The 14,370-nt window shown below is 62.7% G+C and carries 12 protein-coding genes; 1 reads left to right on the top strand and 11 read right to left on the bottom strand.

All coding sequences use genetic code 11. The features are described 5' to 3' along the window. Positions 1 to 276, top strand: a 276-nt coding sequence (locus VEZ38_RS00750) for a hypothetical protein (RefSeq protein ID WP_324890942.1), incomplete at its 5' end; no start/stop codon positions are given. An 18-nt stretch (positions 277 to 294) separates the two neighbouring features. On the opposite strand, the gene VEZ38_RS00755 is transcribed toward VEZ38_RS00750, so the two are convergent. The 11 genes from VEZ38_RS00755 to VEZ38_RS00805 form a co-directional block, all read right to left on the bottom strand. Beyond that, positions 295 to 1,203 carry a hypothetical protein gene (locus VEZ38_RS00755; RefSeq protein WP_324890944.1) on the bottom strand — a complete coding sequence of 303 codons (909 nt, stop codon included), beginning with the start codon at positions 1,201 to 1,203 and terminating at the stop codon, positions 295 to 297. 56 nt (positions 1,204 to 1,259) lie between these two features. Then, entirely contained in the window at positions 1,260 to 2,210 is a 951-nt protein-coding gene (locus tag VEZ38_RS00760; protein ID WP_324890946.1) for a WYL domain-containing protein, read from the bottom strand. Between the two features lie 877 nt (positions 2,211 to 3,087). Beyond that, positions 3,088 to 4,824, bottom strand: a complete 1,737-nt coding sequence (locus tag VEZ38_RS00765; RefSeq protein WP_324890948.1) for a glycoside hydrolase family 66 protein — start codon at positions 4,822 to 4,824, stop codon at positions 3,088 to 3,090. Between the two features lie 27 nt (positions 4,825 to 4,851). Then, a complete protein-coding gene (locus VEZ38_RS00770; RefSeq protein ID WP_324890950.1) occupies positions 4,852 to 5,682 on the bottom strand; it encodes a carbohydrate ABC transporter permease in 831 nt (276 codons plus the stop codon). A 23-nt stretch (positions 5,683 to 5,705) separates the two neighbouring features. Beyond that, complete coding sequence (locus VEZ38_RS00775) at positions 5,706 to 6,602, bottom strand: sugar ABC transporter permease (RefSeq protein ID WP_324890952.1); 897 nt, start codon at positions 6,600 to 6,602, stop codon at positions 5,706 to 5,708. Between the two features lie 97 nt (positions 6,603 to 6,699). Further along, positions 6,700 to 8,061 carry an extracellular solute-binding protein gene (locus VEZ38_RS00780; protein WP_324890954.1) on the bottom strand — a complete coding sequence of 454 codons (1,362 nt, stop codon included), beginning with the start codon at positions 8,059 to 8,061 and terminating at the stop codon, positions 6,700 to 6,702. 35 nt (positions 8,062 to 8,096) lie between these two features. Next, complete coding sequence (locus tag VEZ38_RS00785) at positions 8,097 to 8,237, bottom strand: hypothetical protein (protein ID WP_324890956.1); 141 nt, start codon at positions 8,235 to 8,237, stop codon at positions 8,097 to 8,099. 243 nt (positions 8,238 to 8,480) lie between these two features. Continuing rightward, positions 8,481 to 9,329, bottom strand: a complete 849-nt coding sequence (locus tag VEZ38_RS00790) for a stalk domain-containing protein (protein ID WP_324890958.1) — start codon at positions 9,327 to 9,329, stop codon at positions 8,481 to 8,483. Positions 9,330 to 9,358: 29 nt separating this feature from the next. Continuing rightward, entirely contained in the window at positions 9,359 to 10,651 is a 1,293-nt protein-coding gene (locus VEZ38_RS00795) for an extracellular solute-binding protein (RefSeq protein ID WP_324890960.1), read from the bottom strand. After that, positions 10,651 to 12,264, bottom strand: a complete 1,614-nt coding sequence (locus VEZ38_RS00800) for a helix-turn-helix domain-containing protein (protein WP_324890962.1) — start codon at positions 12,262 to 12,264, stop codon at positions 10,651 to 10,653. The genes VEZ38_RS00795 and VEZ38_RS00800 overlap by 1 nt, the downstream gene beginning before the upstream one ends. After that, the gene (locus VEZ38_RS00805; RefSeq protein WP_324890964.1) at positions 12,254 to 14,146 is read right to left on the bottom strand and encodes a sensor histidine kinase; all 1,893 of its coding nucleotides are present in this window, start codon (positions 14,144 to 14,146) and stop codon (positions 12,254 to 12,256) included. The genes VEZ38_RS00800 and VEZ38_RS00805 overlap by 11 nt, the downstream gene beginning before the upstream one ends. Between the last annotated feature and the right edge of the window lie 224 nt (positions 14,147 to 14,370).

Below are 14,370 nucleotides of genomic sequence, written 5' to 3' on the forward strand. Positions count from 1 at the left end.
CCGGATACGTTCGGACCGGAAGAAAATCGACTGATTAAAGTCGTTCTCGGCGAGAAAATGTACCCGAATCGCTGGGAGCGATCGAAGTTGTTATTTTTTGCGCACGGCGGCAGCGCGAATTTCATGGTCTACAAAGGCATGGGGCACAATTGGGACGACAACGTCGTGACGGATATGGCGAGGTTCGTCGACGCCAATCGGGACAGCGCCGCCCCGGTCTACCCGGAACCCGCGAACAAATCCATCGTAATTTCCGATACAGGCAAGGGCTCCTGATCGCGGCGCCGGCCCTCCCTAACGCTTATGTACCTCTTCCAGAATTCGATCGATGGCGTCCCGGTAATATTCGTTCTTCCTCGCCTTCGTTACATATGCGTGCTTGCCGTCCGGCGCGGCGACGAAACGGTTCTTTCCCGTCTCCGCGTCGACACGGGCCGTACCGAACACTCTCCCGTATCCGGCGCCTTCCTCGTCGCCGATGCAGGCGAGCAGCACCAGCATCGGATCCCAAGAGCTTCGGCCGTTCGCGGAGCCATGATCGCGAAGCGCTTGCGCTACGATGTCCGAGGGAGGAAGCGTTCCGCCCGTCAAAATTTCGTTCGCCGTTTCCCAACCCAGGAACGTGATCGGCGTCGGCCAATGCTCGCAGACGTAGCTGCCTGCAGCTCGGGACCGCGCGTTCCTCGCGAAGTTATTTTCGAGGCCGCCCGCCGGGTCTTCCCAGTTGCCCGCCATCATCCACAGTTTGCCGACCTTCGCCGCGACCAGCTCCGCCCCCGTAATCGGAGAGAGGTCGTCGCCCGGACTGCGGAGCAGCCCGGCCAACACCTGCGGATAACCGATCTCGATCACGTCCACGGTCCCGGCCGCTTCGGCAAGCGCTCTGCGGTACAACCGCACCGCATCCTCCGCCTCGTCGTTCGACGTCCTTGCATGCGGATAAGCGAGCATATTGCGCTGATACGGCGGATTCCCGCCGAAATCCGTCGCTTCCCGATCGATGCCGATCGCGACGTTCGGTCTGCCCTCCGCCGTTAGGAACGCATCCAGCGAAGCGACCGAATGCTCCATACAAGCGTTAATGCCGATCGCCGCGATGTCGATCATGCCTCGCTTCTCCGCCCAGACGAGAACTCGCATCGCGACGACGTCGTCGCAATCGGTCCACCAGTCCGTTCCCACCAGAACCGTTCTCTTCGCCACTTGTTTCGCTCTCCTTCCGCGGGGACAGATTCCTGCATTCATTACAGCATCAACCTTTATTTATACACGTCCATCCACTCGCTCAGCATGCTTCGCATCGACTCCCGCACCGACTTCGGCTCGAGAATTTCCGCGGCGGGTCCGTATTGGAGAATCCAGCGCAGGAACTCCTTTTCGTTATTCACCGTCACCTCGAACGTCATGCTGCCGTCCTTATGGTCCTTCATGCGCGGATGGACGAACAGCTCCTCTTCTTTCACGTACCGGGCGATGTCGGCGCTGAAACGCACCTTGAACGTAATGTTCTTGTCGCCCTGCTCGATCGACCAGGTGTTTTTCAGATGTTTCTTAATACTGAAATCGCTCTTATTGAAGAACGCGTCCGTCGGCTTGACCTTCTGGAACCGGCTCAGCCGGAACGTCCGCACCTCGTTCTTCAGATGGCAATACCCGATTAGGTAAAATTGCTGGTTGCGCGGGACGAGGTAGTACGGGTCAATGCTGCGCTCGGTCGTCTCGTTCCGGGATTGCGTATGGTACACCGTCTCGATCGTCCGCTGCTCGAGAATCGCCTTGATGATCGGCTCGAGGAAATTTTTGCTTTCCTTGCGGTACGCCGGCGTGCCCATCTGAATAATGCCCGCGATGTCGCCGATGACGTCGCTGCGCCGCGCCTTCTCTTTCCGGTGCGTCGCCATCACCTTGTCGTACGCCGATTCGAACCCCGGCGGCAGCTTGTCCTTGTCGACGAAGGAGGGCAGCATCGAGAAGGCGAGCGACTCCTGCTCGGTAAAGTTGAGCGGCGTGAGCGCGAAGCGGCCCATGAAGCGGTAGCCGGTGCCTTTGCCCTCGTTCGTGACGGGCGCGATTAAATAGATCAGCTCCATATCGCGGTAAATCGTGCGTACGTCGACGTCGCATTTGAACGCGAGGTCCGCCGCCGAGATGCCGGGGTTCGCCTGGATCGCGGTCAAAATATTGAAAATGCGAATCAGCTTGTCGCTCATAAGGGTGCTCCTTCCGGAATTCGGAATCGGGTGCGATGGCGATGATCGTGCGGGTCGTCGTGGCGATGAGGTGATCCGCGAACTGCAGCCGCAGCCGGAACACGAAATGATCGAGGTACACGCCTTCCCCGCCCTTCGGACAATCCTGCAAAACTTCGGACCGCATTAGTAATAATTTCATTCTAAAGTGAGGTTGCCCGAATGTCATTACCTTCCTCGAAAATGAACCCCCTCGGCATCTTCAACGCCGTCTGTCGGCGATCTCCCGCTGCCGGAGGCGACCGCCGCCGCCCCGTTTCCCCCGCTTTCCCGCCGATTTACCGGAGTTCTCCGCTAACTCGCCCCGTTTCCCCCGCTTTCCCGCCGACTTACCGGAGTTCTCCGCTAACTCGCCCCGTTTTCCCCGCTTTCCCGCCGATTTACCGGAGTTCTCCGCTAACTCGCCTCGTTTCCCACTTTTCCGTGCGCGCCGGCGTCTGGACTCACCACCTCATAACACAAGCGGGGACACACTTCCCACTTTTTCGGAAAGGCGTTCCTTCTTTCGGGGAACTCCGTTCCCACTTGGCCGCGCCCCACCCGACTCCGGGCACCTCGTTCGCCCGAAACTAGGAACGCACTTCCGACTTTCTTGGGAGGGCGTTCCGTCTTTCACGGAAAAGCGTTCCATCTTCCGCTAACTCGCCTTGTTTCCGCCATACGCGCTGCCCGAATAGAGGTAGGCTCTCGCGTCACTCCATACTAATTCCGGCGATTTGGAAAAGGTAGTCCGATAATTTGAGATTTGGGTACTGTTTTTTCCGACGCCGCGAAAACAAAGACGCCGCGCTTCGCGACCGGGCGGAAAGCCCGTCTCGCGAGGCGCGGCGCCTCGTCATCATAACGCCGCCGCCGGGACGCCGGCGCGCAGCTGCACCCACGCAAGCGTCCAATAGTCGAGCCGCGGCAGCGTGAAGCGGACATAGTTGCCGACGCCCCCGCCCTTCGGGACGAAGTCGTAGTCCAGCCGGTGCGGGCGCAACCCGCCGCCGTCCGGCGACGCCCAGTAGACGCCCTCGATGTCCTCCCACAGCTCGACCTTGACCTCGATGTCGCGCAGCGGCTCAGGCGGCCGCGTCTTCCCCGCGTGCCAGACGTCGTCGTCGACGCCGTGCAGATTAATGAGGTGCACTACGAAAAATCCGGGCTTCTCCTTCACGAACGTCCAGACGGCGTTCGGGCGTCCGTTCGGCGCGAAGCCGACGCCGTCCTTCGCGAAGACGACCTCCGTGTTGATGCCGCCGGTGAACGCCATGGACACGTCGTCGAGCGCGAGATCGAACAGCAGCTCCCGGTACATGACGATAAAGTCGTAGTACCGCCCGAGCGTCGACAAGAACCGCTCCGACGGGCGGCCGTATTTCGGGAAATACGGATCCGCGAGCACGCCGCCCGCTTCGCCGAGCAGCAGATGGTAGCCCCCGCTCGCGAAGATCGTCGCCATGGCGAGCGTTCCGCCGATCTCGGCCTGCTCCGCCTCGTGCGAGCGGTCCGGGTGAAACCACGGCAAGTATGCCGCTAGCACCGTCTGCTTGCCGGAGCGCTGCCGGGCGTGATCGATGATCGCCTTCAAGTCGCGCAGATGCGTCGCCGGGTCCCACACCTCGATATACATGATGTCCTGGCCTGCGGCAGCCGTCGTGTGCGTCGGGTAGTTGCCGACGTTATTGAACACGACGCCGAGCCCCTCGCCGAGCCGGGACATCCGCTCTCGCACGAGATCGATGAAGCGCGGGTACAGCTCCTTGAGCGCGACGACGTCGGCCCCGCCCCCCCGCCGGCGAATCGCCTTCTTCGGGAAGCCGTACTGATCGAGGTGCACGCCGTCGAAAAACATCGCCTTCACCGCGCGCTCGTACTCGTCCAGCATATGCGCCGTCCACGCGGAGTCCTCGGAGATGTCCATGATATAGAAAAAGTTCCCGAGCGCGTGCGCCTTCCCGTCGTTCTGGTACAGTCCTTGCTCCGGGTGGCGCTCGATATAGTCCGGCAAGCTGCCGTACACGGCGACGTACGCCATCGAAGCGATGCCGCGTTCGTGCAGCGCCGCGATTTTCCCTCGCACGACCTCGAGCGACATGCGCCGGCCGAGCGGGTCGACGAACTCGTCCTCGTCCGGCAGCAGTCGGTCGTGCCGGTACATCCAGTCGTAAAACTGGACGAGATTGATATGGTGCCGGCGCAAAAAATCGGCGTCCTCCGTCATGCCCGCCTCCTCCGGCGCGAAGTCGCTCAGGAAGCCGTACCGCGGCGCCTCCCGCCAGTGCGCGGCGACGTCGTACGCGGTTTCGGCTTCGTGCCGCTCCCCGTCCGGGTCGACGAGAACGGCAAAAACGCCGTACGCGCCCGATCCGGCGGGAAACGCGGGGATCTCGACGGACGTCTCGGCCCGCTCATCCGCCGGCCATGCGCCCTGCGCCTCGTACGCCGGACGAGCGAGCTCGAGCACCGTTAGTTCATAGCGCCAGCCGGCGAGCGGACGCCCGTCGGCGCGGCGGAAAGCGAGGTTGGCCGGCTCCCCCGGCAGGTACTGGGCCTTATCGGGCGCGATGAGAATGGATTGCGGCGTTGGCATCGTTTTCCACTCCTTGGGTGTTGTAGGTTATCCCTTCACGCTGCCCTCCGACAGGTTCGGGTTGACGAATTGCTTCTGGAAAATGACGAAGATAACGATGATCGGCAGCAGCGCCATCATCGACGCGGCGAAAAACAGGCCGTAATACGTGGCGTACTGGCCGCGGAACAGCTGCAGCGCGATCGGCAGCGTTCGGTGCTCCTGCGTCTTGATGAGCGTCAGCGCCGCGATAAATTCGTCCCAGGTGCCCGAGAAGGCGAAGATGCCGAGCGTGCCGATCGCCGGCAGCGAGAGCGGAATATATATTTTTCGGAAAATGGTCCACCGCCCGCCGCCGTCGATGACGATCGATTCTTCCAGCTCCGTCGGGATGCGTTCGAAGAAGCCGCGCAGGAAGAACGTGCTGCCGACGACGCCGGTGCTGACGTACAGCAGGATGAGGCCGGCGTATGTGTCTACGAGCCCGAACGACTTCAGGATGGTGAACTGCGGGATCAAGTTCAGGATGCCCGGCACGAACATCGAGAACAGAAACAGCTTGAACAGCCACTCTTTCCCGGGAAATGGAAGTCTTGCAAATGCATAGGCCGTCATCGTGGCCGCCGCAAGCGAGCAAACCATCGTCGTCGCCGAGACGAACAGACTGTTGACGAAATAGCGCGAAAAGTGGTTTTTGTTCCACGCCTCGAAATAGTTTGTCAGCGTCTTCTCGCTGTTCATGAGCTTATACGGGCTCGGCAGGCTGAAATTGTCCGTCGTCAGCGACGTCAAGATCATGTAGACGAACGGACCGATGACGAAGCCGATGCCGAGCAAGAGGACAATGTGGACGAGCCAGGAGGTCGTCGTTCGTTTCATTTTCGTTGTTGGCCCCCTTCGCCTTAGTATTCAACTCGGTCTTTGCCGAACGTTCGCTGCTGGCTGTACGTGAAGACGAAGATGAGGAGGCCCATCATGACGCTGAGCGCGGCGCCGTAGCCGAAATCGAAATATTCGAAGGCGTGCTTGAACATGTACGTGTTGAGCAGGTGCGTCGAATCGAGCGGCCCGCCCTTCGTAATGAGGAACACTTGGATGAACGCCTGGAACGCTCCGACGATCAGGTTGATGACGACGTATGCCGTCATCGGCCGCAGCAGCGGCAGCGTAATGTTCACGAACGAGGCGACGCCCTTCGCGCCGTCGATCTGCGCGGCCTCGTACAGCGACTTCGGCACCGACTGCAGCGCCGCGAGGTACATGATCATGACCCAGCCGACGCCTTTCCAAATACTGACGAGCCAGACGACGACGTTCGCCGTCCATGTGTTTTGCAGCCAGGCGACAGGCTCCGGCAGCAGGCGCAGCACGTCGACGAGCAAGTAATTGACGATGCCGCTGCGGCCGTCGGAAAACAGAAATTGGAACAGGTAGCTCACGACGATCCATGAGCTGATGACCGGCAAGTAGTAGACGAGGCGGAAGAACACTTTGAACCGGATGAATTGCAGATTGATCAGCATGGCGGCGAAGATGCCGAGCGCCCATTGGCCCGGCACGGTGACGATCGCGAGCAGGACGGTGTTGCGCAGCGCCGTCAGCAGGCTTGCGTCCTGCAGCGCGCGGGCGTAATGCTCGAAGCCGACGAAGACGCTCAGCGACGGATCGACGACCTTATACTCGAACAAGCTGATATACATGCCCTTAACCAGCGGGTACAGGACGAACACGCAGGTCATGGCGAAGCCGACCGAGAGGAACGGCGCCGCCTGGAGATATTGCCTCAACGCTTTGGCCATCGCATGGATCGCTCCTTCCTGCGGGCGGCGGCGAATCGAAAGACGGCCGGCGCTCGGGCCGGCCGTCCTCGTCGCTGCGCGGCGCGCGCCGCCGCGGTTATTCCTTCAGCAGCTTGTCGATTTCCGCCGCCGCCTCGTCGAGCGCCTGTTTCGGCGTCGCTTCTTTGCGGAGCGCCCGCTCGAACGCTTTGCCGAACAGATCGCCGATTTGATTCCAGTTGGCGCTCGGCGTGCGGGCGAGCGCGGTTTCCATCTCGGCGACGTACTCGTCGAAGTAGTACACTTCCTTGAGCGCCTCCGCGGACGCCGCGGCCTTGTTCGTCGGGATTGCGCCCGTCTTTACCGCCATGAGCGTTTGAATTTCTTCGGAGAGCATGAACTGGGCGAACGCCCATGCCGCGTCCGGCTGCTTCGCGCCCTTGAAGAGCACGAGGTCTTGGCCGCCGATGACCGAGTGGCTCTTCCCGTCGGGGCCGTTCGGCATCTTCGCGGGAATCATCGTATCCTTGACGGCGTCGCCGAGAATGCCGAAGAACCACGGCCCTTCGTTAATCATCATGTACGAAGCCGGCTTGCCTTCTTCGCCTCGCAGCCCTTCCCATGTGCCCGGCTGTCCGCCGAGAATCGGCGGCGCGAGCAGCCCTTCGTCGTTCCACGCGACGATCGTCTCGAGCGCCTTCACGCTCGCGTCGCCGTTCAGGTAGCCGGTCGCCACCGTGTATTTGTCGTCCGTGATGCGGCCCCCGAGCGTCCAGAACCAAGGCGGCATGTTCCATGCGTCGGGTCCGCCGATCGTGATGCCGAACTTGCCCTTCGCCTTCAGGTTGCGAGCGAGCGTCACGAGCTCGTCGATCGTCTTCGGCGGCTCGGCCGCGCCCGCCTCCGCGAGCAGTTCCTTGTTGTAAATGGCGATCTTCGTGTTCGTGTCGAGCGGCACGCCGTAATACTGCCCGTTGTAGTAGTTTGTGGACATCGGCCCTTCGAAGGAATCCGCCACGATCTGATCGAAGCCCGGGAAGCCGTCGACCGGCTGCAGCACGCCTTCCTTCGCCATGCGCGCGATCCACGTGTTGTCCATGCGCATAATGTCCGGCACCGCGCCGCCCGCCGCCGCCGTAATGACCTGCTGATCGAGGTTCTCCGTCGGCATCCGCGTCGCGTTCACGGTAATATGCGAGAACTGCTCTTTAAATTTCGGGAGCACTTCCTCGAGCAGCACCTTCTCTTCCCCTTCGCCGTACGCATGCCAAAACTCGACGGTGACCGGCTCCGGGGGCTTCTCCTGCGGCGCCGGCGCAGAATCGGCGGTCTTTGTCTCGGTTGGCGCGTTGCCGCCGTTCGCCGGCGCGTCCGTACCGGACGACCCCGTCTCCGCGGCTCCGCCGCATGCCGCGAGCAGCAGCGCGACGGCCAGCAGCAGCATTGCGAGCTTCGTTATCTTTGTACTTGATGCTCTCATTCTTTTTTCCCCTCCAGCGGTTTGTGGTTACGCTTTCATTGTAGCGAGGGGGAGGCGCCGCGCCGATTGACGAACTTCCCGGATAGGTGCGCGATCTTCCTCTCTTCGCGCGCCATCGACTCGATTCGCTGCGCTTGGTGCAGAATATTCCGGTCGATCCGGAAATAAAGCGACATCTTGCGCGCCTCGCCGGAATCTGCCCAAGCGGACCCGGCAGGTTCGGCAAATTGGCCAACCGCGTAAATCGAGGAATTTGCCTAATCGACGGAAACCCCAAAGCTGCCCTTCCTAATAGGTAGAACAGCCAAGTCCCGCTGACGACCGCATCCGGTATCGCGCGAACCCGTAATCGGCGCCTAGAAACAAATGACCCGTAAGAGGGTCACTTCTTTCAAAGTGTCCATCTTACGGGTCACTGTTCACTTGGCTTGCGGAGACGGCGGCTCGACCGCCCAGCCTCCGCGGTTGGCGCGCCGCGCGTCGGCTTCCAAAGCGGCGAATAGCGCGTCCCAACGCGAGTTGGGCGCTTCGGCAAGCGCCGACGCGTACCCTTGCGCCACAAGCTCCGCGTTGTAGAACGCCCCTTCGGTAAAAAATACGTACGCCCGAATCGTTCCGTCGAGTTCTTTCTCCCGCTCGTCCGTCTCGAGCCACACGAGGCTGCCGGGCGCCAGCCGTTCCGCCGCGTAAGCGTCGGCCTCTTCCCGGTACGTCTCGAGCGGGGAGACGCCGATCAGTCGGACCGTATAGACGCCTTCCTGCTCGAAGGAGACCTTGAGCGTCCTCGCGTCCACGACCTCCTCCACCGTCGCCGCGTGCTTGGGCGGGGTCGAAACGATTACGGCGTTCGACCCGCCCTCCCAACTGACGAACGACCCGAAGCTTCGGGCGACGAAGCGCAATGGAACGTACGTGACGCCGTCGAGGAGCCGCCCTTCGACGGGAAGCGCGACAAGGTCTCCGTTCTTTGTCGCTTCCCGTTCTCCGATCTTATATCGAATCGTCGTATATTCCTTCACCGCCGTTACGGTTTTCGTATCGGCTTCGTACGCCACCGCGGCGCCCAACGCTTCGAAGATCGCCCGCATGGGGACGAGCGTATAGCCGTCCGCCAGCACGGGCGCCTTCTCGAAGGAGAGCGGCCGGCCGTCGAGAAACACCCGCACGTTCGCCTCGGCGGCGGCCGCGGCGCCCCATGGGCCGACCGCGGCCGCAAGCGAGAGAAGAGCAAGCAGCCATGCAACCTTCTTTCGAGTTCCTTTTCCCATCGATATGCTCCTTCCTATCCTAGTTTCCGCTATTCCCGCAGCAACGCGTCGATCCGCTTCGCGGCTTCGTCGGTCGCGGCCTCGACGGACTGCTCGCCCGTCATGATGCGCTCTATCATGCGCGCGAACACGTCCTCGATGTCCGTCCAGGCCGGCACGGGCGGGCGCGGACGGGCGTCGCTCAGCTGCTCGAGATACGTCGCGAACAGCGGGTTATCGTTCTTCGCCTGCAGGTGCTTGATCGTCGGAATGAGGCCCGTCTCCGCCATCAGCCGCTGCGGCTCCTCCGTCGTCATCCAGCGCATGAACGTCCAAGCCTCCTGCTTGTTGCCGCTGCTTTCGAACAACACTAAATTTTCGCCCCCGAGCACGGACGTGCCGACGCGGACGTCGTCCGGGAACGGCGACGAGACGACGTCCGCCAGCAGCGGCCGGTTCGGCCCCGTCTCGTTCACGGTATAAAACCAATGCGCGTCGTCGATCATGAGCAGCTGCCCCTTCAGGATGCCGTCCCACGTGCCGGGCGTGCCGCCGGTAATCGACGGGCTGACGATGCCTTCGTCGAGCCACGCCTTCAGCTTGGAGAGCGCCGCCCGGCTTCCTTCCCCGTTCAAGTAGCCGGTCGCCCGCGCATACGCATCGTCCGTCAGCTCCCCGCCGAGCGTCCAGAAATACGGCAGCGACCCCCAGCCGTTCGAGCAGCAAATCCCGATGCCGTACGCGTCGGGATGCGTCCGCTTCAGCCGCCGAGCCGCGTCCGCGAGCTCGTCGAACGTCGCCGGCGGCGCGTCGAGCCCGGCTTCGCGCAAGAGGCGCGTATTGAAAATCGCGGCGCGGGTGTTCGCGTTGACGGGCAATCCGTAATAAGAGCCCTTGTACTGATTCGTCTGGATGAGCGAGCCGATAAACTGACCGCGAATGTCTTGGAAGCCGGGCAGCGCCGATACGTCGCTGAGCGCGCCGCGCTTCGCGAACTCCGGCACCCAAATAATGTCCATCCGCATGACGTCCGGCGCCTTGTTGTCGGCGACGGCCGCGAGCACCGTATCCTTGAGCTGATCCGTATAGTCCTTGCGCACGGCGTCGATCCGGATATGCGGATACTGCCGATGGAAGAGCGGCAGCACCTGCTCGAGAAACACCTTCGTCTCGAGGTCGCTATACGTGTGCCAGAACTCCAGCGTCGCGACATGCGGCGCCGCCTCCGGCGCGGGAGCCGGCGGCGCGTCGTCCGGCGCGAGCGAAACGCGCATGCAGGCGGACAGCGACAGCGCGGCGAGGAGGAAGAACGCGGCGGGGGACCATTTTCGGAATATGCGCATTAGTCGTCCCCCTCCTTCGGCTTCGCCCGCTTCTCCCGATACTCGGCGGGGGTGCAGCCGGCCATGCGCTTGAACAGCTTCAGGAAATGCTTCGGGCTGTTAAACCCGGATTCGAGTCCGACGTCGTGCACGCGCATGCCCGTGTGCTCGAGCAGATGCTTCGCGTAATGGATGCGCAGCCGGATGACGAAATCGATGAAGCCCAGTCCCGTGCGCCGCTTGAACTGCTCGCTGAAATAATTTTTGCTCATGTGCACGGTATCGGCGACCTCCTGCAGCGAGATGTCCCTCCGGTAATTTTCCTGAATGTAGGACAGCGCCAGCTGAATGACATGCGCCCCGCCGGCGTCGTCCGCGACGATCCGCAAGCTGTCGGGCTCCCACAGCCGCGTCAATTCGCGCCGCACGAACGCGGTCAGCTCCGTCAGCGTCGGCGCGCGCTCGACCGCCTCCAGCTTCGCGATCATCGCGCGCATCGTCTCCTCGGTGTTGTTTCGGAAATGATGCGACCACATCATAATGAGAAGGCCGCGCGCCTGCTGGACGATGTCCGCGCGGGCGAACCGCCGCGGCTCGGTCCACAGCGCCGCATGCGTCTCGAAGATCGCTTCGCACCGATCCCGGTCCGCGGACGCGAACGCCTTGGAAAATTGCTCGCGCAGCCGTTCCGCGCGCTCCGCCGACGCCGCGTCGACGCCCGTCGCCGCCGCCGGAATCCCCCCAAGGTAGCATGCTCCCCGCCCGCGGAAGAACGCCTGCTCGAGCGCGGCCGACGCCAAGCCGTACGCCTCGCGCAGCGACGCCGGAAACCGGCGGAACGGCGGGCTGACCCCGACCGTAAAGCGAAGGCCTTCCTCGTCTTCGAGCCGCTGCCGGAACGCGCGGAGGTCGTCCCACGCCCCGCCGCCCCGGTCGGCGAGCAGCGTCGCGAGCTCGTCTTCGCCGGCGAGCAGCGCCGCGCCGCGGCCTTCGCACCACGCGTTCAGCTTGTCTCTCGCCGTCTCCAGCGCCACGATCCGATGCAGCGCACCTTCCCGCAGGGCGGTCCGGTCTTGCTTCCAGACTGCGATCGTCAGGTCGGCCTGCGCCCACTCCGGCTTCCAATCGAACGAAGGCTCCGCCGCGCCGTCGAGGTACGCCTTCAGCTTCGCCTCGAAGCCGAGCATGCGCCGGTGGCGCTCCTCGGTCGCGATCCACGCCTCCTTCGCATGGCGCAGCCGATCTTCCTCGAGCCGCTCCTTGCACGCGCGAAGCATGCGGACGAGGTCCGCCGGCTCCATCGTCGGCTTCAACAAATAATCGACGACGACGCCCAGCTTGACGGCCTCGCGCGCGTATTCGAAGTCGCTGTAGCTGCTCACGAGCACCGCCTTCACGTTCGGCCGCCGCGCCTTCACGCGCCGGATCAGCTCGATGCCGTCCATGAGCGGCATCTTGATGTCCGTGATCAAGATGTCCGCGTCGAAGCCGCGCTCCTCGAGGAGCGCCAGCGCGGCCTGCCCGTTCGCCGCCTCGCCGGCGAGCGCGAGCCCCTCCGACGCCCAGTCGACGCATGAGGCGAGGCCGAACCGGATGATCGGCTCGTCGTCGACGATCCACACGTTATACGGCATCGCGTTCGCCCGCCGCTCGCCGCAGCTCGAGCCGAATGCGCGTCCCCGCGCCCGGCTCGCTTTCGATGGAGACGCCGCTGCGATCCCCGTAATACAGCTGGATCGTCTCGTGCACGTGGTTGAGGCCGATCCCGAACGCGCCCGAGCGAGGCTGACCGGTTCGCTGCAGCAAGCCGCCGATCCGCTCCGCCGGGATGCCGAGGCCGTCGTCCTCGACGCGCAGCACGAGCTTCCCGCCGTTTTCGCCGTTCCCGCCGCTCTTTCCGCTCTTCCCGCTGTCTCCGGCGATCTCGGCGTTCGACTCCGGCGCGTCGTTCGAAGCTTCGATCATGACCTTCACCGTCCCTCCGTCCGTCTTCGGGGCGAGCCCGTGAAATACGGCGTTCTCCACGATCGGCTGCAGCAGCATGCGGGGAATCGAGACGTCTAGCAAATGCTCCGGGCATTCGACCTCGAGGCGAATGCCGTCCCCGTACCGGAACCGCTGAATGACCATATATTTCTCCAGCAGCTCCAGCTCGTCCCGGATACGGTAAAACACGCCCTTCTTCTCCATGCTCGCCTCCATCAGCTGCACGAGGGCGGAGATGCCGTCGTAGGCGCCTTCCTTGCGGCCGAACTTAATCATCCAACGGATCGAGGTGAGCGTATTGTACAGGAAATGCGGATTGATCTGATGCCGCAGCGCCCGCATCTCCGCCTCCCGCTTCTTCGCCTCGACGCGGTTTACCTGCTCGACCAAAATTTCGATCTGACGCACCATCTGATTGAAGCGGTGGCTGAGCTGCCCGATCTCGTCCTGCGAGGCGACCTCGGAGAGCGCCTTGAAGTTGCTCTTCTCGATCTCCTTCATCTGCTTCATCAGATGCTTTAGCGGCGACGTGATTCGTCTGGAGAACATGTACCCGACGAGCGAGGCGAAGGCGAGCAGCACGCCGGCGTACAGCCAAATCGTCCGCTGGATCCGCTCGATGTCGCCGATAATTTCGGCCACCGGCACCGTGCCCACGATCGTCCAGCCGTTGTCGAGCTTCCGCGTCACGACGTACGTCCGCGCGCCGTCGACGTCCGTCTCGAACTCCGCTTCCTCGGCGCGGACGGCCCGCAGCCTTCGGTCCAGCTCGGCGTTCGACGCCGCCCGTTCCCACGAGGACGGCTCCGACGCGACGACGACCTCGCCGCGCCCGTCGACCACGAAGAACCGCCCGGTCTTCCCGAGCCGGATCCGGTCGACCGCCTGCAAAATACGCTGCCCGTCCAGGTTGACGACGATCGCCCCGACCGCCTCCCGCGTGGCGAAGTTGCGCAGCGGCTTCACGAACGTCAGCACGAGCTCCGTGTTTTCCCCGCCGCCGCTGAACGGATCGTACTGAAGCGGCAGCCACAGGTCGTCCGTCCGGCCGCTGACGACGTCGTTGTACCAGGCGTGCTCGGTCAGCGTATACCGCATTACCTTGGAAGCGTTGAACATGCCGCTCCCCCAGCTGCTTCCCTCCGCGCGGAGCAAATAGACGCTGCGTACGAAGGAGCTCGTATACATTACGTTATTCAAAATGTTGTTCACCGTATCTTTATGATCGAACTTTTGATCGACCGTCAGGCCCCCCTGCGCTTCCTCCTGAATGACCTGCTGGATGCGCGCGTCGCGGGATATTTGTTGGCCCATGTCGCTGCCAATCGCGAGGAGGAGCGACAAATAATCCGCAGATTGCTTTGCGGATTGTTTCGTGGAAGCCCTTACATTATCGGCGATCATGCGGGCGGACGCCCAGGAATACAGCGTGCTGATGAAGGCGATGGCGAACGACAGGAGGAGCAAAATCGTAAAGATCAGCTTCGTCGACAGCTGGCGGAGCAGCCAGCGCTGCAGCAAGTGCTTCATCGCATCACCCTCGGGTAGGTTACTCCCATCTTGCCAGAACCCGGACTTTCTGTAAATAGTGCCCGCGTTGCAAAGGTCAGGACAAGGACAAATCGCTCAACCTTTCCCCCGAACGCTGCCGCTTCTACGTCGAACGGTGCTGGAGCGCGCAGACCGGCAACGCGCTTCCGCCGCCGCACGGCGAGGGGCCGGCGGCCGGGGGCAGCGTTCCATGCTGCTTCCGG

The sequence above is a fragment of the Paenibacillus sp. genome (genome assembly GCF_035645235.1).
Taxonomy (GTDB): Bacteria; Bacillota; Bacilli; order Paenibacillales; family YIM-B00363; genus Paenibacillus_AE.

What these genes read in the sequence shown, in the direction of transcription:
- VEZ38_RS00765 (WP_324890948.1), bottom strand. Translation starts at nt 4,824, where the DNA reads ATGCCAACGCCGCAATCCATTCTCATCGCGCCCGATAAGGCCCAGTAC.
- VEZ38_RS00760 (WP_324890946.1), bottom strand. Translation starts at nt 2,210, where the DNA reads ATGAGCGACAAGCTGATTCGCATTTTCAATATTTTGACCGCGATCCAG.
- VEZ38_RS00790 (WP_324890958.1), bottom strand. Translation starts at nt 9,329, where the DNA reads ATGGGAAAAGGAACTCGAAAGAAGGTTGCATGGCTGCTTGCTCTTCTC.
- VEZ38_RS00805 (WP_324890964.1), bottom strand. Translation starts at nt 14,146, where the DNA reads ATGAAGCACTTGCTGCAGCGCTGGCTGCTCCGCCAGCTGTCGACGAAG.
- VEZ38_RS00785 (WP_324890956.1), bottom strand. Translation starts at nt 8,237, where the DNA reads ATGTCGCTTTATTTCCGGATCGACCGGAATATTCTGCACCAAGCGCAG.
- VEZ38_RS00780 (WP_324890954.1), bottom strand. Translation starts at nt 8,061, where the DNA reads ATGAGAGCATCAAGTACAAAGATAACGAAGCTCGCAATGCTGCTGCTG.
- VEZ38_RS00795 (WP_324890960.1), bottom strand. Translation starts at nt 10,651, where the DNA reads ATGCGCATATTCCGAAAATGGTCCCCCGCCGCGTTCTTCCTCCTCGCC.
- VEZ38_RS00800 (WP_324890962.1), bottom strand. Translation starts at nt 12,264, where the DNA reads ATGCCGTATAACGTGTGGATCGTCGACGACGAGCCGATCATCCGGTTC.
- VEZ38_RS00775 (WP_324890952.1), bottom strand. Translation starts at nt 6,602, where the DNA reads ATGGCCAAAGCGTTGAGGCAATATCTCCAGGCGGCGCCGTTCCTCTCG.
- VEZ38_RS00770 (WP_324890950.1), bottom strand. Translation starts at nt 5,682, where the DNA reads ATGAAACGAACGACGACCTCCTGGCTCGTCCACATTGTCCTCTTGCTC.